The sequence below is a fragment of the Aquamicrobium sp. NLF2-7 genome, assembly GCF_022359935.1.
GTDB classification, from domain to species: domain Bacteria; phylum Pseudomonadota; class Alphaproteobacteria; order Rhizobiales; family Rhizobiaceae; genus Mesorhizobium; species Mesorhizobium lusatiense.
Map to the genome: position 1 here is coordinate 1 of NZ_JAKSED010000003.1, position 20666 is coordinate 20666.

Genomic DNA, 20666 nt, shown 5'->3' on the forward strand with positions numbered 1-20666 from the left:
TTGCGGAACAGGGCCGTCTCGATCCATCCGGCCGAGTCCCTCACCAGCCGGTGCAGCAGCTTCGCTTCGCCCGGCTGGATGCCGGCATTGCCCCCCAGCGTCAGAACGCCGAGAATGTCGCCTTCCGGATCGACCATGGGCGTGGACACGCAGACGAACTTCTTGAGCCGGTTGTGATAGTGATCGGAGCCGATCACGAAGGTGCCGTGGCGCTCGACGAGCGTGGTGCCGATGCCGTTGGTGCCGACGACGGATTCGTTCCACACCGACCCCTGCGCCAATCCCTTGTCGCGCAGGTGGTGCGCGGTCTCGGAATCGCAGAAATCCTTGACGACGACCCCGAGCCGGTCCGCGAACAGCACGCTGTAGCCGGTGTCGCGGACCACCTTGCGCATATGGATCATGGCGCCCGAGCCGAACTCCACCCGGTCGAGCGTGCGCTCGAACCGCTGACGGATCTCGCTGTCGGTCAGCCGCGCAGGGGGGAACGCTCCGTTCGGATCGAGATTGTAGTCATCCGGCAGCGTTGCCATGAGGCGGCAAGCGCCGAGGCGGTTTCCACCGAAGCCATGATGCCTCCCAACAACCAGCCTCCTCGTTCCCCACAGTGTGCGCCACCCTTGCCGCATCGGCAAGAGGCCTGACGGCGGGCAGGGCAGTACCCCGTTTCAGGAAGAGGTATCGGGGGTGATGCTCTGCTTCAGCAGGCCGGGACATCTGCCGGCGGTGCGCAGGTTGCTGCGGGCCAGCGGCATTGATGCCGCCATGAGCGCCATGGATAAGGCGGAAGAGCGCTCGATGGAGCGCACTCTTCCATACCTCATGATCAGGGCTTGCCTCAGACCTTATAGGTCATGGTCCGCACGATATCCCGCGCGGGTCGCTTTTCGCCGGCCAGCACCTCGAAATCGAGCTGGTTCTCGGCAGGCGCCAGCGGGCAGGTGACGAAGTTGGTGAAGGCGCAGGGCAGGGCGACCGCATAGTTGAAGTCGATCCAGTCGATACGCGTCTTCGCCTCGTCGGCGAATTGCAGCTCGATCACCCGGCCCGCACCATAGGTCACGGGGCCGCTGGTCCTGTCGCGGATATGCGCCACCGGCTGCACGCCGGCCGGCGTATCCTTGCCGATCAGCACGAGGCTGTAGCTTTTGCCATTGTGCTGGAAGGTGAAGGTGCCGATGCGCGGGGTCGATTCACGCACGCCCGCCTCCACGGTTTCCGCTTCATATTCAGTCTTCGGGGTCGGCGTGTAGACGCCGGGAATGCGCCATGCGGGGTCGTAGTCGAAAGCCGAGACGCCGGCGTCTTCAAGACGTGCCGCCTGGCGCGGATCGCGCACGCGCACGCCATAGAGCGGCTTGCCGTCCTGCGTGGTGCGCAGGATCGCCTCGACCTCGTTGAGGCCGAAATAGACCGGCAGGCTCTTGCCGTGGCCATAGGTCTGGTTGCGGCCGGGAATGATCTCGACCGGAGCAGCGGGATATTCGCCATTCACCGACAGGGTCGGGCCGGAGGTGGGCGGGGTGAACATGATGCGCCCGCCGTCGACCGACCAGAGGCCGGGCAGCATGTCGAAGCTGACATCCCTGTCACCCTCTTCCAGCCAGTACTGGGCAACCAGCGAGGTCCAGCCATAGGGGCGGAACATGGTGGCGACATGGGCATAGCGCCATTCGCGCCACTGGCCTTCCAGATGTTCTGTCGTGGGCATGTTGCTCTTCCTTTCCAGGGAATTCAGGTGTCGGCCGGGGCGTTGGGAAGCTTTCCGGTGGTGCCGGTGACTTCGCCCAGGAATTCGAGAACGCCGCGCCATGAGCCGACATCGGCTGCGGCGTTGCCGGCCGGGGTGCCGCCATTGGTGTAGGGCACCTTCGAGACCGGATGCTCGCGGGTCAGCTGCGTCGAAGGCACGACGGGAATGTTGATGGCGTGGCCGGCGTCGTCGAAATCGAGATGGCGCACCAGATGCGGATGGTTGTGCCGGCGCAGCGTCGACACCACCATGCGCGAATAGAGGCTGGAGGGCCATGCGCGGTCGTCGCGGCCGGAAATGAGCAGCACCGGGCCGGCGATCTTTTCCACCGGAATGCGGGCGCGGGCCGCCAGCTCCGTATCCTTCAGGCCCTCGAAGAAAACCGAGTGATGGCGTGTCGGCGGAACAGCACCCGCCCATGGATGCCAGTGCACGGCGCTGTTGTTGTCCCACAGATGCGGCAGGGCCTCACCGTTGCGGGTCCAGGTCACGCCCTGCCAGCCGCCGCGCGCCGGATCGCCGGCCCCCTGCGCGCCATGCACCATGGCGCCGGGCACGAAGGCAATGACCGCCGACACCAGATCGGGGAAGGTGGCACCGAGCAGCAGCGCCAGCTCGCCGCCGCGCGACTGGCCGCTGATCGCAACGAAACCGTCCTTCGGCGCAAGCTTGGCATGCGCATAGCGCAGGCCCGCTTCCAGATATTCGAGCGGCGTTTCGGTGATGTAGGGCGACAGGCCCGGCGCCTTGAAATAGCCGAGCGCGAAGGCGGTGTAGCCGCGAGAGGCAAGCAGCGCCGCGCGCGGTTCGTTGATGCCGCCGCCCGAGCCGTTCAGCACCACCACGACCGGATGCGGGCCGGGCTCGGCCGGGGTGAACAGCGTGCCCACCAGCCCGTCCTCGCGAATCTCGCGGCGGCCGATGCCGACAGACGCGAAACGCTGCAGGAGCTCTGCATCGGCACTGGCCCCATCGACGGTTTCGACGGTGAGCAGGGTACGCAGCGGCACCATCACATCGGCGGGGAAGATTTCATTGCTGGTGCCGTCGACGGGCTGCTGGCTCCAGACCGGCCCCATCGGCGCGACGCGGGCATAGTCGCCGCCGACCGGGGCGTCGCGGCTGAGATCGACCACGCCATCGGCATCGGCCATGAAGCTTGCCTGGCTCATCCACTCAACGCCGTTGCCGCGCAGGGTGCGGGCGGAAATGGCGACGCGCTCATCGGGCACCAGACCGGAAACGACGATGCGGCGCGGCTCATCGATCAGCGCATCGACGGGCTCGATCGAAAAGACGGGTACGGAAACAGGCTTCGTCGTCATCGGGATCACCGTGTGTTCATGCGCGCGAGATGGGCGTCGAAGCGCCGGGCAAAGTCGTCGTCCAGAACGGTGTCCGGCAACACCGCGCCGCCGCGCGGCCAGTAGCCGCCGCCGCCGGTCCAGTCGCTTTTCAGGGCGGCAAGCTTTTCCTGCCAGCCGGTGCGTTCTTCCGCGGCTCCCGGATCAAAGGCGAGGAGGAAGACGCCGCGCCCCTTCGGATCGCCCCGCCCGGCACCGGCGACGCCGGCCATCAGTTCGACGACGAGGCCGAGCAGCGAGCCGATCTGGCCGCCGCGCGGCAGCAGCGCGGCCACCTCGGCGGCAATGGTGGTGGGCCTGCCTTCGCCGTCAACCGCGATGCCTTCGCGCAACGGCGTGCCATCGGTGCGGGCGTTGCGGATGTCGGCCATGGTGGCGGAACTGCTGGCAATGTCGATGATCACGCGGTCATCGCCGTGGCCCATGGCCAGCGCGAAGGGGTTGGTGCCGATCACCGGTCGCGCGCCGCCATGCGGGGCCACGAAAGGCGGACCCTCGGCCCCCGCCATCCCGACAAGGCCGGCATCGGCCAGATGGCGCACGAACGGAGCGAGGCGGCCAAAACCCCGCACGCCGCGCAGGAAGACGGCGGCGATGCCCAGCCGGCGCGTGGCCTCGGCCAGGTCGAGCGTGGCGCTGGCGACGGCGAGCGGCGCAAAGGAAGCGGAACAGTCGAGCCAGCTTACGGCCTGCGGCGCGACGGCCTCCGGCACGGCAGAGGCTTGCGCCGTCCACTCGTCGAGCATGGCGATGCCGAAGCGCGGCAGGCCGAGCGCATCGGCCTCGACCAGCGCCGAGGCTGCAAGCTTCGCAGCCGCACTGCCGCCCAGAGCCGCCGACAGGCGCTCCACAGCATCCTGAACCCGGATCATTCGCCTGCGCTCCGCCCGGTGCCGCCGGTCTGGATTTCGTTCTGGGAGAGATAGCCCAGCGTCATCAGGCGCTCGATCAGGAATTCCCGGCTGCTCCTGATATGGGCGGTCTCGATCGCTGCCGCGCGCTCGCCGTCACCGGCCTCGATGGCATCGACCAGCGCCGTATGCTCGTCGGAATGCTCGCCGGTCTTGACGGTGAAATCGATGGCGAAGCGCAAAAGCCGCTCCAACTCGTCGAACAGGTTCTCCGAAAGGGCGACCACGCGCCGGTTGCGGCTGCAACGGGCAATGGCGATGTGGAAGCGGCGCGCGACCTGCTGCATGGCGCCGATGTCGAGCGGCGCGGCGTATTCCGAAACGATCTGGCGCAGCGCCGCGATGTCGGCGCTGGTGGCGTAGCGGGCCGCCTGCCTTGCCGCGTGCGGCCCGATCGCGGCGCGCAGGTCGAGGATTTCATGCACGGCCTGAAAGGTGATGGGGGCGACGCGATAGCCGCTGCGCGGCAGGATCGCGACCAGCCCGTCGGCGGCAAGCTTCTGCATGGCATCGCGCACCGGCGTCTTCGAGACCTCGTAGCGCTGGGCGATCGAAGCCGCATCGAGCGTCGTCCCCGGCGCGATCTCGCAGCGCATGATCTCCTGCCGCAGCGCAGCATAGATGCGCTCCGAAACAGGTGCATTTGCGGTGGGGATGGGGTCAGCGGCGTCGATGGTCATGGGCTTGCGATCCTCAGCCCGTCAATGCCTGGCCCAGGGCACGAACCGCCGCTCCAGCGCCTCAAGCGCCAGAATGGTGAGGTAGCCCATGACCGAGATCACCACGATGCCGACGAACATGCGCGAGACGGCGAAGGTCTGCCACGATGCCCAGATGAAAAAGCCGACACCGCTGCGCGCGCCGAGGAATTCGGCGGCCGCTATGATGATGTAGGAGGAACCGGCCGCGAGCTTCAGCCCGGTGAAGATGCTGGGCAGCGCGGCGGGAAAGGCGACGCGCCAGAAGGTCTGGAAGCGGGTGGCGCCGGCGTTCCTTGCCACATCCATGTAGATCTGCGGCGTCTGCATCACCCCACCCATGGTGTTGTAGAACATCAGGAAGAACACGCCGATGGCGATGACCACGAATTTCGAGGCGTCGCCGACACCGAAGATCAGCAGGATCAGCGGCAGGATGGCGATTTTCGGCACGGGATAGAGCGCCGCGAAGATGGGGCCGAGCACGCGGCGCACCGGCTGCGACAGTCCCAGGATGAGCCCGATGACGATGCCGGGAACCGCGCCCATGAGATAGCCGATGCCCACCCGTCGCAGCGTCGCGCCGATGTGCTGGAACAGCTCAAGGCTGACGATCATGCGCCATGCCGTATCGGCAATGGCGCTGGGTGCGGGAAAGAAGCGCCGGTCGATGAGGTTGAACTGGCTGGAAAGCTCCCACAGCAGCAGGAGCAGCAGCGGGCTGAAATAGGAGGCGATGCGGAAGATCCGCTCGCGGCGGGCGGGTGCCTTGAGCCTGCGCCATTCGTCTTCGGTCAGATGGACGGAGGTTTTGGTGGAAACAGCGCTCATCTTCATGCCTCCACGGGCGAGGCCAGCAGGCGCCAGACCTCATAGGTCAGATCCCAGAAGCGCTTGTCGCGGCGCATCTCGACCACATCGCGCGGGCGCTCGAACGGCACGCCAAGGTCGGCCACCAGCCGGCCGGGACGCGGCGACATGACCAGAACGCGGTCGGCCAGCGTCAGCGCCTCATCGACGCTGTGGGTGATGAAGACGACGGTCTTGCCGGTGGTTTCCCAGATGCGCAGCAGTTCCTGCTGGAGCACGAGACGGGTCTGCTCGTCGAGCGCGCCGAAGGGTTCGTCCATCAAAAGGATTTCGCGGTCGTCGACCAGCGCGCGGGCAACCGAGACGCGCTGCTTCATGCCGCCGGAAAGCTGGTGCGGGCGGGCCGTCGCGAATTCGGTGAGGCCGGTGAGCGCCAGCATGTCGCGCACGCGGGCTTCTTTTTCCGCGCGGGCAACGCCCTTGAGGCTCAAAGGAAAGGCGATGTTTTCCGACACCGTCAGCCACGGCAAAACCGACGCTTCCTGAAACACCATGGCCGGCGGCGTGGCGCTGTGCAGCTTCACCGTGCCGCTGAGCTCTTCCTCAAGGCCGGCAAGAATGCGCAGCACCGTGGTCTTGCCGCAACCGCTGGGTCCCACGATGCAGACGAATTCGCCGCGCTTGACGGAAAAGCTGACGTCGGAGACGGCCACGGTCACGCGGTCGCCTTCGCTGTCGTAGAAGGCCTTTGTCAGGTGGCTGACCTCGACCGCCGGTTTCGTTTCCTGCGCCGCCGCCGGGCGTGCTGCCTCATCCATCGCTGGCCTCACGGCTTGCTTGCGAGCAGGTCGTTGGCACGCTTGAGAAGATCGACGCGGTAGACGCTTTCGATGTCCACCGGACCGTCATATTCGAGCGCGCCGCGCTTGCGGAAGAATTCCTCCTGCTCGCGCACCGAGGCCATGTCGATGGCGCCGTCCTCCGAGCGCACGGTGTAGGGAATGCCGCGCAGGGCGTCGGGCTCGGTGCCGGTGTATTTCGCTACGACGTCGAGGATCTTCGCGTCCTCCCATCCGCCATTGTCGAGCAGGCGGGCGGCCTTGAGATAGGCGGCCATGAACTTCACCACCGCATCCTCGTTTGCGGCGACGAAATCCTGGTTGAAGGCGATCAGGCCGAGTTCGGTGCCGAAAGTGTGGTCCTCGACCAGACGGCGGCCAAGACCCTGCTTTTCCAGCTGGCCGGCGAAAGGCTCGATGCTCCAGCCGGCATCCAGCGCGCCATTGGCGAAGGCGGCGGCGGTCGCGGGCGGCGGCAGGAAGACCGGCTCGACGTCGTCGAAGGTCAGGCCGCCCTTTTCGAGCGCCTTGCCGACGGAGAACATGCCGAAGCCGCCGGGACCGGGAATGCCGATGCGCTTGCCCTTGAGGTCGGCGACGGAGCGAACGCCGGCATCCCAAGCGGTCTGCGAAACCATGAAAGGCGAGGGGGAAGGCACGGTCGAAGGCATGCGGGCCGAGGTGGCGATGATAGCGACGGTGGCGCCGCGATCCAGCGCGTTGAACAGGCTGGAGGCCCAGGTGGCGGCACCGGCTTCGATGTTGCCGGAAGCGAGCATCTGGATGGTTTCGGCCGTGTCGCCCTTCGGCGAGAGCGTCACGTCGACGCCGAAGTCGTCGAAGTAGCCAAGCTCCTCGGCGACGAAGAAGGGCGCATAGTCGGCATAGGGCGAATAGAGGAATTCGATCTTCGGCAGGTCCTGCGCGAAGGCCGGGACGGCGAACGAGCCCGCCAGAGCCGCTGCGGCAGCGGCTGCGATGAGATCACGACGGCTGATTGATGACATGCGCGAGACTTCCTTTCGTGCGCCAGTGCGTCCTTGCGGCGCCGGCATCCCACATCCCGTCACGGCCCGGAGGCGAAGACCTTTCGCGCGTGATCAGATGGTCCAACCGGACACTGTGATGTAACTCTGATGCATCAGTCTTGCAACCAGATATTCCAAAGCAATGGCTGCTTGGGTCTGGTATGCAGGATGAGCCTGCCTTGTTTTCGGCCCTGCTCTTGCAACAGGCCGCTATCTGGCTGGAAGAGTGCTTGCCACGGAAGGAAAAACCTTCTGTTCTTTTGCTCAGGGCGGAAATTTATTCCGGCCTGAGCGTGAAAGATTTTCACCCGATCGACAGTCAGACCTTAAGGGTTTGCGCGTATGGAAAGCAGCAACGGCCTGTTGTGCGATCTGTGCGGTGCCTGCGGCGGCAGGCGGAAGGCGCCGGCCACCCGCAATGATGTGAGGGGAACGTGAAGAAGCTTTATTCGGTCCAATATCTTCGCGCCTGCGCCGCGCTGCTGGTTCTGTTCGCGCATGCGTTTTCCCACCAGATTGGTGCGGACGATCCCGTGATCGTCGCCGCGGGTCGTCTGGGCGTGATCCTGTTCTTTGTGATCAGCGGCTTCATCATGGTGTATATTTCGGGAAGCGGCCCCTTTTCCGCGCCGGTGTTTCTGAAGCGACGGGCCATAAGGATTGTGCCGCTTTACTGGATTTTCACCACCCTTGCGGCGCTGCTGGCCGCCCTTGCGCCGGACCTTTTCCAGACAACCGTCTTTACATGGTCCCATTATCTCCAGTCGCTCGCCTTCATCGTTCACGAAGCGCCCGAACGAGGCGGCGCGAGCCCGATTCTGTCTCTCGGATGGACCCTCAACTACGAAGTCTATTTCTATATCGTGTTCGCGGCGCTGGCGTTTCTTAGCCTGAGCGCGCGCGTCTATGCGCTGACGGTCTTTTTCGTCGCGATGTGGCTGGCGGGACTGCTGCTTGCGCCCTCCAGCCCTGTCCTTGAATTCTATCTGGGGGTATCGCCGCTGGCATTCGTCATCGGCGCATGGATTGGCCGGCGATATCTCGATGGCGGTTTTGCTTCCGAAGCGGGGCACGTCCGGCTGCTGGCATTGGTGGCCATAGCCGGCGTGGCAATTGTCTTCGTTGATGACGGCACACCGCTCCTGAAACAGATCGGCTTTGCCGGACAGGTTCTGTGGGCGGCAAGCCTGCTGTTGCTTGGCCTCATTCTGGAGCCGAAGATCAGGCATCTGAAGCTGCTCGAACAGCTCGGCGATGCTTCCTACGCCCTTTACCTGTCGCATATCTTCGTGATCGGTGCCGTGGCCTATCTTGCAAGACGCTTCGTCGGCTATGAGCATCCCGCCACGGTGTTTCTGGTCTCTCTGGTCAGCATCGTGACGGCATGCATCGCCAGTCTGGTGATCCATGAGCTTGTCGAGAAGCCGGTGCTTCGCATCCTGAACGGCAGGAGAAAGGTGAAGGGCGCCGCCCATCCTCATGCCGCTACAGGCAACAGGTAGAGACGCTTCCGGGGCCTGCATTGCAGGGCCGGGGCCTTCAGGGCAAAAGGCTTGTCCCGCTATGGTGCCGACAGCGCCCGCTCAACGGCTTCAGGTTCGTTGCGGATGATCGTAAGAAGGATACGCGAGGGAGCATCGACCGGCGAGCGACCCTGCTCCCAATCCCGGATGCGGCCGAAGGAAAATCCGTATCGGGCAGCAAATTCCTTCTGGGACAGCCCCGTTTGCCTGCGAATAGCGCGCACGTCCACCTGCGGTGGGATGTGAACTCGGTAATCACTGGCGCCGTCTTCGCCACCGGCAAAGGCAAGCGCTTCGCATGCACCCTGCAAAATTCGTGATCCGGCACCGTCCCCTATCGTTCGCCGGCGAAACAGGTTGCGGAAGGAAGAGCATAATGGCGGCGCTCGCCCCTCCGCTTTGCGGGTTCAGCGGGTCAGCAGCCCTGCATCGAGCACGAAGCCGGAACCGGTCACGAATCGGCTCTTTTCGCTGGCCAGAAACAGCACCGCTTCGGCCACGTCTTCCGGCTCGATCCACGGCACAGGCAGGAGATTGCCGGCTGAACGCTCCGCGATTTCTTCCGGCGTCGCGCCTTCCATCGCCGCCAGCCCGTCATTCATGGGCGTGTTGACGCCGGTGGGGTGGACGGTGACGACGCGGATGTTGTCGGGCGCCAGCTCGATGGCCAGCGACTTCGCCAGCCCGACGAGACCGAACTTCGACGCCGAGTAATGCGACAGCCGGTTGAGGCCGCGCAGGCCGGCAATCGAGGAATTGAACAGGATGACGCCGCTGCCACGCGCCTTCAGGTGCGGTATGGCATGCTTGGCGACCAGCCAGTTGCCCTTGAGGTTGATGTCGAGAACGGCATCCCATTCGTCCTCGCTGAGTTCATGGGCGAGCCCATATGCCGCGATGCCCGCATTGCCGAACACGATGTCGAGGCCGCCGAAGACTTCCACCGTGCGTTCGATCGCGGCGCGCACGTCGTCCTGCCTGCGCACGTCGCCGGTCACGGGCAGGAAGGCGCCGCCTTCGGCTGCGATTTCGCTCTGCACGCGAGCGAGCGCTTCCGATGCCTCCGTGACATAGGCAGGGTAACCCGGTTTGCTGCCGAGGTCGAAACCTGCGACCCATGCGCCCTCGCGGGCGAAAGCGAGCGCTGCGGCCTTGCCCTGTCCGTTGGCCGCGCCGGTGATGAAGACGACCTTTCCGTCGAAGCTGCCGGCCATGTCAGGCTTTCCTGTAGGGTTCGAGTTCGGGATCGGGGCTGACCTCCACGACATTGTTGAAGATGTTGGTGGCAATCATCAGCCCGGCAAAGGCCACCAGATCGACCCGCGTCTTCTCGTCGTAGCGCTCGCTGATCCTCGCCCATATGTCTGGCGGCACCGCATTGGAGTTGCGCGCAATCGCCTGTCCGAAATCGATCAGCAGCTGTTCTTCCTCGTCCGGCTGGAATTCCTCCGGCGAGAAACCCGCATCGATCAGCGCACGGCGGAAGAAGAGGGTGCAGATCAGGCAGTCGGTGGCCGCGGAAATGGCATGCGAGTAGAGCCAGAACGCCCGGTCCGGCAGCACCTTCGCAAGCTCGTCGCGCAGCGTGTACCATTCCATATAGGCCCGGTAGGCCGGAGGCGAATGCAGGAGCGTGCGCTTCATGTTGGTGACATGGCCGCGCGCGCGAACCTCCTCGTCATGCGCCTCCCGGATGTCGGGTGCGGCCGTCGCGTAATCGATCTGGCTGATGTGTGGCATCGATGCTCTCTCCTTGTGCGGGGCATTCTAGCCCCGGTGACGGCATCTCCCGAGCAAGCCACCGCTCGCTGCCTTGTCCGTTTGGGGAAAAATTCTCCGGGCGCGCGCACTTCCCCGCACGTCGTTTCCCCGCAGCGGAAAACGGATTTGCTTCGCCTTCTGGCGACGGCGGGTGAAATTTTCCCTTCTCGCGGGGTGCTTTGGTTTTCGCAGGCTTAAAAAGATGCGCTGCTTTGTGTGATCGTAATGCAAGTCAACGCAATGAGCATCCGGCAATGAGCGGTTTTATTAAGCGAATATATTCTGCGCTTGTAAGCAGTTTGGAAATTGAATCTTCCAAACGTGACGAATGTCGGTGCTCATTCGGTGATGAATTACATTCATCAGATATAAATTTTCTTATTTCCAGTCAGGACGGATCTCAGATCCTGCACACGTTTCTGGAGCCTGAGCCGATCATCTGGACGGTCAGCCCACGCTTTTCGCGACCTGCCTGAACTTTCCCATCCGAAAAATACGAAGAAGATCATGAGCATTGAAAATCTGAAGCCTGAGACTCTGGCCCTGCACGGCGGCACCTATCGGTCCGATTCCGCCACCGGCGCGGTTGCAGTGCCGATCTATCAGACCACGTCCTACCAGTTCCGGGACACCGATCATGCCGACAAGCTGTTCTCACTGGATGAGGATGGCCATATCTACACCCGCGTTTCCAACCCCACTCAGGATGCCTTCGAGCAGCGGCTGGCGGCTCTGGAGGGTGGTGCTGCGGCGCTGGCGGTGGCGTCCGGCCAGACGGCATCGGCCTACTCCATCCTCAATCTTGCAGGCGCCGGCGACAATGTGGTGAGCGCCACAGATCTCTATGGCGGCACATGGGCGCTGTTTGCCGCAACGCTGAAGCATTTCGGCGTCGAGGTTCGTTTCGTCGACCCTTCCGATCCGGAGAATTTCCGCCGGGCGACGGATGAGCGCACCAAAGCCTATTATGCGGAATCCCTGCCCAATCCGAAGCTCAACGTCTTCCCGATCCGCGAAGTGGCGGATATCGGGCGCGAACTCGGCGTGCCGCTGATCGTCGACAACACGGCCGCTCCGCTGATCATCCGGCCTCTGGAGCATGGTGCCGCGGCTGTCGTCTATTCGGCCACCAAATATATTGGCGGTCATGGCACCTCGATCGGCGGCGCCATCGTCGATGGCGGCAACTTTCCGTGGGAGGAGCATGCCGGACGCTTCCCCACGCTGAACCAGCCGGACCCCAGCTATCACGGCAAGGTGTGGGTGGAGGCGGCAAAGCCTCTCGGGCCGGTCGCCTATGTGCTGCGCGCCCGCACCGTGCTGTTGCGCGACGTGGGCGCCGCCATCAGCCCGTTCAACGCCTTCCAGCTCATTCAGGGGCTGGAGACGCTGCCGCTGCGCATCCGCCAGCACAACGAGAATGCCGTGAAGGTGGCCGAATACCTGCAAGGCCACCCCAAGGTCTCGAAGGTCATCTTCCCGCGTTATGCGACCGGCGAGGAAAAGCGGCGGGCCGAGGCCTATCTGAAGCCCGGAAGCTATGGCGCGCTGCTCGGCTTTGAGCTGAAGGGCGGGCGCGAGGCGGGGCGCGGCTTCATCAACGCGCTTCAGCTTTTCTATCACGTCGCCAATATCGGCGATGCGCGTTCGCTGGCCATCCACCCGTCCACCACGACGCATTCGCAGCTTTCGGAGGAAGACCAGCTCGCGACGGGCGTGACCCCCGGCTATGTGCGCCTGTCGATCGGCATCGAGGATGCGGACGATCTGATCCGCGATCTTTCGCAGGCTCTGGAACAGGCCTGAGCAGCTTCACAAAAAATCGAGAGGGACGGTTATGAGCGGCACATCCGAAATCGGGGCGAAAGGCATCTCCCGCCGGAAATTCCTTGGCGCGGCGGGGGCGCTGGGCGCGGGCGTGGCAGCAGGTGGCGTGCTGTCGCGCCCGTCGCCGGGCTTTGCCACGGCGGGCAATTCCACGAAGATCAGGCTGTCATGGACCGAGTTCGCGGCCTGCCACTCGCCTGTCGCCTATGGCGTGTCGGAAGGGGTCTATGCAAAGCACGGGCTCGACGTGGAGCTGTTTTATCAGGGGGCCAGCGGGCAGACGCTGATCCAGTCCATCGCCACCAACAAGACCGATGCCGGGGCGGGCCTGCTTTACGACTGGGTCAAGCCACTGGAGCAGGGGCTGGACGTAAAACTGTTCGTCGGCTCGCATGGCGGCTGCACGCGGCTGCTGGCCTCGAAATCTTCCGGCATCACAAGGCTGGAAGACCTGAAGGGAAAGAAGATCGCTTCCTACGATGTGGCGAGCCCGCCCAAGCACTCGTTTCAGGTGGCGCTGGCCAAGGCAGGGCTCGATCCCGAGCGCGACGTGGAATGGCTGAATGTGCCGTTCGATCTGGTCGGCGAGGTGGTGGGGCGTGGCGAGGCCGATGCGCTCGCCCATCTCGATCCATGGGCCTATGCGCACAAGAAGAAATTCGACCTGCATGAGGTCTACAACACGCAAAGCGGCGTGTTCGAAGGCGCAGTGTGCTGCGTTCTGGGCGTCAACTCGAATTTCCTTGAAGCCAATCGCGATGCCGTGCGCCGGCTGGCGGAGGCCAATATCGAGCTGCATGAATTCGCCGCCGCCAATCCCGACAAGGTGGCCGACTGGTTCGTGAAGAACCTCAATCCCGGCTTTCCGCTGCAGGACATTCACGACAACATCGCCTCGTGGGACCTGCACAATCACCCGGTCGGCAAGGAACTGGTGGAGCAGGTGAAGTGGGCTGCGGATGACCTTTCGCTGATCAGGGTGCTTGATCCGACCACCGACAGCCGCGAACTGGCCGATCGCGTCACCATCGACATTCTGGCCTGAGCAAGGAGCCGGGAAATTGAGCAGCGTGACGGAAAACGCGCGGTCCGACGGTTATGGAAGCGCTGTAGATGCCCGGCAGCTGTGGTGGCCGGGCTTCTATGCTGCTGCGGCCTGGCTGCTGGCGGCGGCGATCACCATTGGGCTCCCCGACGTCGTGCCATGGGGCAGCGCCAATATCTTTGCCGGACTGCTGGTCGGCGGGGCCGGAATTTTCGCCCTGCTCGGCTTCGGTATTGATCGGCTTGGCCGGGCGCGTGATCCGATCGCCTGGTATGGCCCATGGGCGATCGCGCTGGGGATCTGGTTCGCGCTCTGGGAACTGATCACCGCCAAGCTCGGCTGGATGCCCAAGCCGTTTTTCTCGCCACCGCACGGCCTGCTGCACGTCTATATCGTGGACTGGGAGCGCATCCTGATCTGCATCGCCTACACGGCGCGGCTGTGGTCGATCGGCTTCTTCTCAGGGATTGCCGTCGGCTTTGTGATCGGTGTTTGCCTTGGCTGGTCGAAGAGCTTTTCCTACTGGGGCATGCCGGTGCTCAAGCTGATCGGCCCGGTGCCGGCCAGTGCGTGGATCCCGGCGACCTTCTTCCTGTTCCCGACGACCTTTCAGGCCAGCATCTTCCTCGTCGCGCTGGCGTCCGGAATCCCGGTGGCCATCCTCACCGCTTCAGGGGTCGGTCAGGTCAACCGGGCCTATTACGACGTCGCCCGCACGCTGGGCGCCGACAGCCGCTTTCTGGTGCTGCGGGTAGCCATTCCGGCGGCCCTGCCGAATGTCTTCGTCGGCCTGTTCATGGGGCTCTACTACTCGTTCGCCGTGCTGGTGGTGGCCGAGATGCTCGGCGCGAAATACGGCCTCGGCTGGTATCTCCAGTTCCAGACCGCCTATTCGGCCTATGCCAATGTCTACGCCATGCTGATCATCATGGCGCTGCTGTGCTCCGGGCTGGTCAAGCTGCTGTTCGTGGTGCGCGACAGGGTGCTCGATTGGCAGAAAGGGGTGGTGCAATGGTAGCGGCCGCAACTGCCGCCAGTGCAGCCAAAACCGTGTCCGGTCTTGCGCTGAGCTTCCGTGGCATTTCCCATGAATTCAGGCTGGATGGAAAGCCGCTGCCGGTGCTGGCCGGCATCGATCTGGAAATCACTGCGGGTGATTTCGTGGCGCTGCTCGGGCCTTCCGGCTGCGGCAAGTCCACCTTGCTGCGTCTGGCCGCCGGTCTCGATATCCCCGCATCGGGTGTGGTGCTCGCCGACGGTGAAGCCATCACCGGGCCTGATCCCGCGCGCGTCCTGGTGTTTCAGGACCCGACTTTGTTTCCATGGCGCAGCGTGCGCGACAATGTCGCCATCGGCCCGCAGGCGAGGGGCATCGTGCGGGAGGCGCAGGCGCGCATCGATGCGGCAGTGGATCTGGTCGGGCTTTCGGATTTTGCCGGCGCCTACCCGCACCAGCTTTCGGGCGGCATGGCGCAGCGCGCGGCGCTTGCCCGCGCGCTGGTCAATGATCCGCGCCTGCTGCTGCTCGACGAGCCGCTCGGCAAGCTCGATTCGCTCACGCGCCTTGCCATGCAGGATGAGCTGCTTCGGCTCTGGCAGAGTGCGGGCTACACCGCGCTGCTCGTGACGCACGATGTTGAGGAAGCTCTGCTGCTCGCCAATCGGGTGATCGTGCTGAGCGACCGTCCCGCGGCGATCAGGGCGGATATCGCCATCGACCTGCCGCATCCGCGCCGGCGCGACGATGCCGGCATCGTGCGCCTGCGTCACGATATTCTCTCCATCATGGGATATGGCGCATGAAGCGGTTCCTTCTGCCCGGCAGGCTGGTGAAGCTGCTGGAAGTCCTCGGGCCAGCGCTGATTGGGCTTGCGATCGTGTGGTGGGGCGTCGTCTACGGACAGGTGATCGCCAATACCGGCATGGCGCCGCAGCGCACTCTGCCATGCCTGCTCCAGACCTCGGACCTGTGTTCGCTGGCCATGTCGCTGTGCAAGGAGTGGCATTTCCTCGGCATCAAACGCTACTCGGCCGAACTTCTGTGGATCGGCACCGGCATCAGCTTGCTGGCGCTGGCTGCCGGAACGAGGAAAGATGGCGGCGGGCAAAATGCCGGCCTGAGCGATCACGCGCACGACTAGCCGGACTTGCCGTTACAGGAGGCAAGGGGGCGGCCCTGCTTCTGCCGTTCGTTCGATGCCTTCACAAAAATTCCATGTCTTGCATCCGGTGGCGGGACCATGATGTTCCGATCGGAAACCATACGCGGCTGATACCGGCGCAGGACCTCCGAAGGCAGACGGAAATGGCGCATCCGCGACATTTCCACGGCACCTGAGATATCGGTGCGCATGCGTGCATCCGGTTCCGATGCTCATCCGCAGGTCTTCCTGGTGCGGATTTTTCGTCTGGGTACAGGTCGCGCCAACAGCCATGCGGTAACGGGTTTGCGCCCGATCCGGCTTGCCGGGCCAGCTACCGGGCCATCCTGTCGAACCCCACCTTCGCCGGCGGCATCTGCCGCCGATACCGCCAATGCCTTGTCACTTTCCACAGGCTTGAGGCTGGCAGAGTGGGCGGGTTTTCCCGCCTGCATCGCCCGTCCTGTTTGCATCCGCAGCACCCGAACCGGGCCTCGTCGCTGTATCGGTTGCCGCAGACTGCCTGCGGGCCGTATCCGGCGCACGCGCCTTAGAAGGCGTGGAACCCGTATTCCCGGGTACAAGGCTGAATCTGCCCGTTGAGAGCCCTTCGGGACATAGGCAGGGCCAGCCCGCCTTGTCGCACACGCAGGCGCTTTTTCATGGCAGCGGTCGCGAAGGTCGCTGGCGCTCTTTTCGGGTGAGCATTTTTTCCCTTGACAAAACAAGCTGCAACCTCCTGAATATTCATTATTAGGGAAGAGGGTTTGGATTATGCTCTGGCGTCTGTTGCATCCGGTTTTGTTGGCGCGGGCTTTCCGCAGCGGTGCTTTTGCGGGTTTCGCCGGCAAAGCAGCGGCGGCCGGCCTGTTCGGAACTTCGGAATGACGTGGGAAATGCAGACCGCACTGCGGTTCAGGGATTTCGATTATCTGGGCCACATGACAGCGACGTCCTATCTCGCCTTCGTCGAGGAGGCGCGAGTCGCGTGGCTGAGCCAGGCCACCGACGGCGAGCCGCCCGCCTATGTGGTGGCGACGCAGACGCTTGATTTTCATCGGGAGATTTTGCCCGCCGACGGTCCGATCCGTATAATGATCGACGCGCAGCTGATCTCGCCCCGGAAGGTCTCAGTCTCGGAAAAACTTGTCGGAGTTGATGGGCATCTCCATGCCAGTTCCAGCGCCATACTTGTGGGATGGGATACTGCGGGCAGGTGTTCGAGACCTTTTACCGAAGCCGAGAAACTGCTTTTTTGTGACGTTGCTGGCGGTGAGCGCTCGGTAACAGAAGCCGGGGATGATAAAGGCGTATAAAGCGCCAATCATGAGGGGAAAATCCATGAACGCCTCCAACCGGCCCGACAGCGAAACGCGCGAGATGATCCTGCGCACGGCCGCGACCCTGTTTTTTGAACGTGGCTATGCCAAAACCAAGGTGATGGACATCGCCAGGGCGGTGGGCATCACGCCCGCCGCGCTCTACTGGCATTTCGCATCCAAGGAAGATGTTCTGTTTGAATATCTGCAGGGTGCCATCGAGACCTTCAACGAGCGCATCAGGGAGGCCATCGAGGGTATAGAAGACCCCGTGGACCGCCTCAGGACGCTGGCGATTGCGCACACCACGCTTCAGCTTGAGTTCCGTGATCAGGCGCAGGCCGTCCACTCGCTCACCTATGCCTCGGCCGAGCTTCTGTCGGCGCTCTCGCCTGAGCGGACGACTTTGGTGAACCAGCGGATCCGCGTCCATGTGGACCGGATAAAGGAGATCGTTGTCGCGGGAATGGCCGCGGGGCTGTTTCACGCCAGGGATGCAAGCACCCTGACCTTCGCGGTGCTGAATGTGTGCGAATATTCGGCCTTGTGGTTCCGCCCGGAAGGCGCGCTGTCGATCCGCGACGTGGCGCTTGCAAATGGCGAGTTCGCCGTGCGGATGGCGACCGGCTCCATGAGCCCTGAGCAGGACGGGGAGGCTGTCTGACTGTTCTGGCCGGTTTCCCCCTGTGCGCGCCGCTGGCCAGCCGACAATTCGCCTGCTCCGATCTGTCCGGCCCTTTGCGTGTGTGCCGGCACAAGCCGGATGGCGAAGCGCAAAGAGGAGCGCGCGATGTAATCCGCGCTCATAATCACCAGGAAAGGTAATCCATGAAGATCGTAGTTGTTGGCGGCGCCGGGCGCGTCGGTGGCCGTGTTGTGTCTGAATTTGCCCCGCACAAGAACGTTTCCGTCATTGTCGCGGACCGGGTTAAGCCTCAGGATCCGGACCAGCAGTTCATCGCCATCGATCTTGCGGACCCGGCATCCCTGCGGGCTGCCTTTGCCGGTTCGGATGTCGTCATCAACACCTCCGGGCCGTTCGACCGCTGGGGCTCGGTGGTGCTGGATGCGGCCATCGATACCGGCACCAACTACATCGACGTGTGCGATGACCCCGAACCGACGCTTGAAATGATAGGGCGCGATGCCGCCGCGAAGAAGGCGGGCATTCGCGCGGTCATCGGTCTGGGCGTCAGCCCCGGCCTCACCAATTATCTGGCCATGGTGGCCGCGCAAAATCTCGACACCGTCGATCTTCTGACGACCTTCTGGGGGGATTCAGCCGAAGGCCGCTCGCGTGAGGAGGCGGTCGAGCGTGCGCTCGGGCTTGCCCACTCGTTCGAGGAAGGCCGGGCCGCCTACACCCATCTCATCGTTCAGACCTCGTCCGAAGTTCAGGTGTGGCGCGACCATGCCCCGGTGAAGGAACGGGCATGGCGCAAGGCCTATCGCGTGACCACGTCGCGTGGCGAGACCGGCATCTACCGGGTTATCGGCCATCCCGAGCCCGTCACCCTGCCCAACACCGTCAGGACCCGCGATTGCCTCAATATCGGCACCGTCGACGCCGGCGCGGACCGGCTGATGCTGCCTGTGCTCGATCGCGTTATCGCCGGTGAAATCGATGCCGGGCAGGCACTTGTGGAAATGGCGCGTCAGTTGCGCGAGAAGCCCGAAAGCATCATGACCGAGCGGCACGGCGAACAGCTGCCGCGCAAGATCGGGGCTGCCGCGGTCGGCGAACGCAATGGCGGGCGCGATGGCGTGGTGGTCTTCCCCGGCGGGCCGATCCCCGGCTCGATGAGCCTGATCACGGCGCGCCCCGCAGTGGTGGGAGCGTTGCACATTGACGAAGTGCCGGTCGGCGTGCATTCGCCGGAAGACGCATTCGATGCCCGAACCTATCTTGAGCACTACGCCCGCCTGTACTGGGATGCCGGAACGGAGCCCTTTGTCCTCGACCGTGCCGGTGCTTCCGCTGTCGTCGAAGCCGGCTCCTGAAGGCCTTTAAGGAAGGCCCAGTCGGTGAAAGGGAGGGACAAGACCATGACGGCCAGTGCGAAAGCGTCTGAAGGAAACCCGATTGTCGGCCTTGCGGGCTGGCTCAATCATTGGGCCCGGCTGCAGCCGGAGCGGCCCTTCATGACGTGGCAGGGCACCTGCATCACCTACGCGCAGGCCGATCGCCTCGTGCGGACGGCGGCGGCCTCGCTCTCCCGCCTCGACAGGCAGAACGGCGCCACCGGGCGGATTGTGCTTTATTCCCAGAACTGTCCCGCGGCCATCATCGTGTGGCTTGCCGCTCAGGCGGCGGGGCTCGTTCCGGTGACGCTGAACCGGGCGCATCGGGGCACGATACTGGCCGATGTCGTGAGCCGCTCGGCCCCGTCCGTGGTGGTCTGCGATCCCGAGGGCGCGGACATACTGAAGGAGAGCACCGGCGACGAGACGCTGCACATCGTCTCTCTCGGCATGTCCTCGGCCGATGAGCTGGGCGAGCTGCTGACGGAAGCAGGCGAGGCCATCGACGTTCCCTTGCGGCCCGATCCCGGCAGCGACGGCACCATCATGTTCAGCTCGGGAACCACGGGCCGCTCCAAGGGCGTCGTCATCCCGCATGGCATGTTCGATGCCGGGCCGAAGCAATTGCAGGAAGCCTGGGCGGTAACGGAAACGGATGTGTTCCATTGCTGGGCGCCCTGGTTCCACATCGCCGCGCAGCTCGACGTGTTCGCCCTCGCGCTGCGCAGCGGCGCCAGCGTTGCCCTTTTCCAGAGTTTCTCCCTGTCCCGCTTCTGGGACCAGATCAGGGATTCCGGGGCGACCATCTTCGGCGGCTTTGTCTCCATTCTGGAGATGCTCTACGCACAAGAGCCCGACCCCCGCGATCGCGACCACCGGCTCCGGTTCGGCATTGCGGGCCACATTCCGGCAGCACTTCGCAGCAATTTCCAGAACAGGTTCGGGGTGCCGATGCTCGATGCCTACGGCATGTCGGAGGCCGAGCCGCTGAGCATTCCCCGGCTCGACCGTCACATCCCGGATGGCAGCTGCGGCCGTGCCAATCCGGATTTCCATGTCGAGATACAGGACGAGGAAGGGCGCACCTGTCCCGCGGGCGAGGAAGGGGAAATCGTTTTCCGGCCGCTGTCCGATCACGTCATGATGAGCGGCTATCTGGACGAGCCGGAACGCTCCCGCGCCGCCTGGCGCAACGGATGGTTTCTGACCGGCGATCTGGGCACCATGGACAGCGACGGCAACATTTTCTTCCGCGACCGCAAGTCGGAGTTCATCCGGGTCAAGGGCGAGAATGTGTCGCCTCAGGAAGTGGAGTCCGTGCTGATGGGACATCCGGGCATCGCCGAAGTGGCGGTGGTGGGGGTTGCTTCCGAACTTGGCGAGCATGAGATCCTCGCCATCGTGGTTCCGCGCGCCGATCTCTCCGCTGCCGGTCTTCAGGAATGGTGCGCATCGCGCATGGCAAAATTCATGGTGCCGCGCCATATCCGCATGGTGGCGGAACTGCCGCGCACTCCGACCAGCAAGGTTCAGCGTTCAGAGCTGCACAAGCTGCTGGAAAGCGGCCCTTCGGCAAGCTGACCGACAGGTCATGCCCTGCATGGCGCGCGCGATTTGCGCGCGCT

Annotated in this window: 22 protein-coding genes and 1 pseudogene; 11 read left to right on the forward strand and 12 right to left on the reverse strand. The window is 64.0% G+C overall.

What is annotated here, in order from left to right; translation table 11 throughout:
- The 9 genes and pseudogenes from MIC97_RS18610 to MIC97_RS18650 form a co-directional block, all read right to left on the reverse strand.
- Positions 1–533, reverse strand: a pseudogene (locus MIC97_RS18610) (hypothetical protein); the annotation flags it as partial.
- A gap of 135 nt (positions 534–668) precedes the next feature.
- Positions 669–824 (reverse strand): hypothetical protein, encoded by a 156-nt coding sequence (locus tag MIC97_RS18615; RefSeq protein WP_239801488.1) that lies wholly within the window; start codon positions 822–824, stop codon positions 669–671.
- 14 nt (positions 825–838) lie between these two features.
- Positions 839–1711, reverse strand: coding sequence for a DUF1684 domain-containing protein (locus tag MIC97_RS18620; protein WP_239801489.1), 873 nt, complete (start codon positions 1709–1711; stop codon positions 839–841).
- A 23-nt stretch (positions 1712–1734) separates the two neighbouring features.
- The gene (locus MIC97_RS18625) at positions 1735–3078 is read right to left on the reverse strand and encodes an acyl-CoA thioester hydrolase/BAAT C-terminal domain-containing protein (protein ID WP_239801490.1); all 1344 of its coding nucleotides are present in this window, start codon (positions 3076–3078) and stop codon (positions 1735–1737) included.
- Between the two features lie 5 nt (positions 3079–3083).
- Positions 3084–3989, reverse strand: coding sequence for an Ldh family oxidoreductase (locus tag MIC97_RS18630; RefSeq protein ID WP_239801491.1), 906 nt, complete (start codon positions 3987–3989; stop codon positions 3084–3086).
- On the reverse strand, positions 3986–4708 hold the full coding sequence (locus tag MIC97_RS18635; protein WP_239801492.1) for a GntR family transcriptional regulator: 723 nt from the start codon (positions 4706–4708) through the stop codon (positions 3986–3988). The genes MIC97_RS18630 and MIC97_RS18635 overlap by 4 nt, the downstream gene beginning before the upstream one ends.
- A 21-nt stretch (positions 4709–4729) precedes the next feature.
- Positions 4730–5557: an ABC transporter permease gene (locus MIC97_RS18640; RefSeq protein ID WP_183832090.1), complete on the reverse strand. Its 828-nt coding sequence runs from the start codon at positions 5555–5557 to the stop codon at positions 4730–4732.
- Positions 5558–5559: 2 nt separating this feature from the next.
- Positions 5560–6354, reverse strand: a complete 795-nt coding sequence (locus MIC97_RS18645; RefSeq protein WP_239801493.1) for an ABC transporter ATP-binding protein — start codon at positions 6352–6354, stop codon at positions 5560–5562.
- Between the two features lie 8 nt (positions 6355–6362).
- Positions 6363–7382, reverse strand: a complete 1020-nt coding sequence (locus MIC97_RS18650; RefSeq protein WP_239801494.1) for an ABC transporter substrate-binding protein — start codon at positions 7380–7382, stop codon at positions 6363–6365.
- 140 nt (positions 7383–7522) lie between these two features.
- On the opposite strand from MIC97_RS18650, the gene MIC97_RS18655 reads away from it, so the two are divergent.
- Both MIC97_RS18655 and MIC97_RS18660 read left to right on the forward strand, forming a co-directional pair.
- Positions 7523–7825, forward strand: a complete 303-nt coding sequence (locus MIC97_RS18655) for a hypothetical protein (RefSeq protein ID WP_239801495.1) — start codon at positions 7523–7525, stop codon at positions 7823–7825.
- A 12-nt stretch (positions 7826–7837) separates the two neighbouring features.
- On the forward strand, positions 7838–8905 hold the full coding sequence (locus MIC97_RS18660) for an acyltransferase (protein WP_239801496.1): 1068 nt from the start codon (positions 7838–7840) through the stop codon (positions 8903–8905).
- A gap of 59 nt (positions 8906–8964) precedes the next feature.
- On the opposite strand, the gene MIC97_RS18665 is transcribed toward MIC97_RS18660, so the two are convergent.
- The 3 genes from MIC97_RS18665 to MIC97_RS18675 all read right to left on the reverse strand — a co-directional run bounded on the left by MIC97_RS18665 (position 8965) and on the right by MIC97_RS18675 (position 10666).
- Positions 8965–9237, reverse strand: a complete 273-nt coding sequence (locus tag MIC97_RS18665) for a helix-turn-helix domain-containing protein (RefSeq protein WP_239801497.1) — start codon at positions 9235–9237, stop codon at positions 8965–8967.
- 96 nt (positions 9238–9333) lie between these two features.
- Positions 9334–10140: an SDR family oxidoreductase gene (locus tag MIC97_RS18670; protein ID WP_239801498.1), complete on the reverse strand. Its 807-nt coding sequence runs from the start codon at positions 10138–10140 to the stop codon at positions 9334–9336.
- Position 10141: 1 nt separating this feature from the next.
- Positions 10142–10666 (reverse strand): hypothetical protein, encoded by a 525-nt coding sequence (locus MIC97_RS18675; RefSeq protein WP_239801499.1) that lies wholly within the window; start codon positions 10664–10666, stop codon positions 10142–10144.
- A 528-nt stretch (positions 10667–11194) separates the two neighbouring features.
- Here MIC97_RS18675 and MIC97_RS18680 point away from each other — a divergent pair.
- The 9 genes from MIC97_RS18680 to MIC97_RS18720 all read left to right on the forward strand — a co-directional run bounded on the left by MIC97_RS18680 (position 11195) and on the right by MIC97_RS18720 (position 20622).
- A complete protein-coding gene (locus MIC97_RS18680; RefSeq protein WP_239801500.1) occupies positions 11195–12493 on the forward strand; it encodes a PLP-dependent transferase in 1299 nt (432 codons plus the stop codon).
- Positions 12494–12524: 31 nt separating this feature from the next.
- On the forward strand, positions 12525–13559 hold the full coding sequence (locus MIC97_RS18685) for an ABC transporter substrate-binding protein (RefSeq protein ID WP_239801501.1): 1035 nt from the start codon (positions 12525–12527) through the stop codon (positions 13557–13559).
- A 25-nt stretch (positions 13560–13584) separates the two neighbouring features.
- Entirely contained in the window at positions 13585–14577 is a 993-nt protein-coding gene (locus MIC97_RS18690) for an ABC transporter permease subunit (protein ID WP_239801753.1), read from the forward strand.
- Positions 14571–15362 (forward strand): ABC transporter ATP-binding protein, encoded by a 792-nt coding sequence (locus MIC97_RS18695; RefSeq protein ID WP_239801502.1) that lies wholly within the window; start codon positions 14571–14573, stop codon positions 15360–15362. Before MIC97_RS18690 ends, MIC97_RS18695 begins: the two co-directional genes overlap by 7 nt.
- The gene (locus MIC97_RS18700) at positions 15359–15700 is read left to right on the forward strand and encodes a hypothetical protein (RefSeq protein ID WP_239801503.1); all 342 of its coding nucleotides are present in this window, start codon (positions 15359–15361) and stop codon (positions 15698–15700) included. Before MIC97_RS18695 ends, MIC97_RS18700 begins: the two co-directional genes overlap by 4 nt.
- 884 nt (positions 15701–16584) lie before the next feature.
- Entirely contained in the window at positions 16585–17016 is a 432-nt protein-coding gene (locus MIC97_RS18705; protein ID WP_239801504.1) for a thioesterase family protein, read from the forward strand.
- A 25-nt stretch (positions 17017–17041) separates the two neighbouring features.
- Entirely contained in the window at positions 17042–17683 is a 642-nt protein-coding gene (locus MIC97_RS18710; RefSeq protein WP_183832104.1) for a TetR/AcrR family transcriptional regulator, read from the forward strand.
- 164 nt (positions 17684–17847) lie between these two features.
- The gene (locus tag MIC97_RS18715) at positions 17848–19020 is read left to right on the forward strand and encodes a saccharopine dehydrogenase NADP-binding domain-containing protein (protein ID WP_239801505.1); all 1173 of its coding nucleotides are present in this window, start codon (positions 17848–17850) and stop codon (positions 19018–19020) included.
- A 45-nt stretch (positions 19021–19065) separates the two neighbouring features.
- Complete coding sequence (locus MIC97_RS18720; protein ID WP_239801506.1) at positions 19066–20622, forward strand: AMP-binding protein; 1557 nt, start codon at positions 19066–19068, stop codon at positions 20620–20622.
- The last annotated feature ends 44 nt before the right edge of the window (positions 20623–20666 follow it).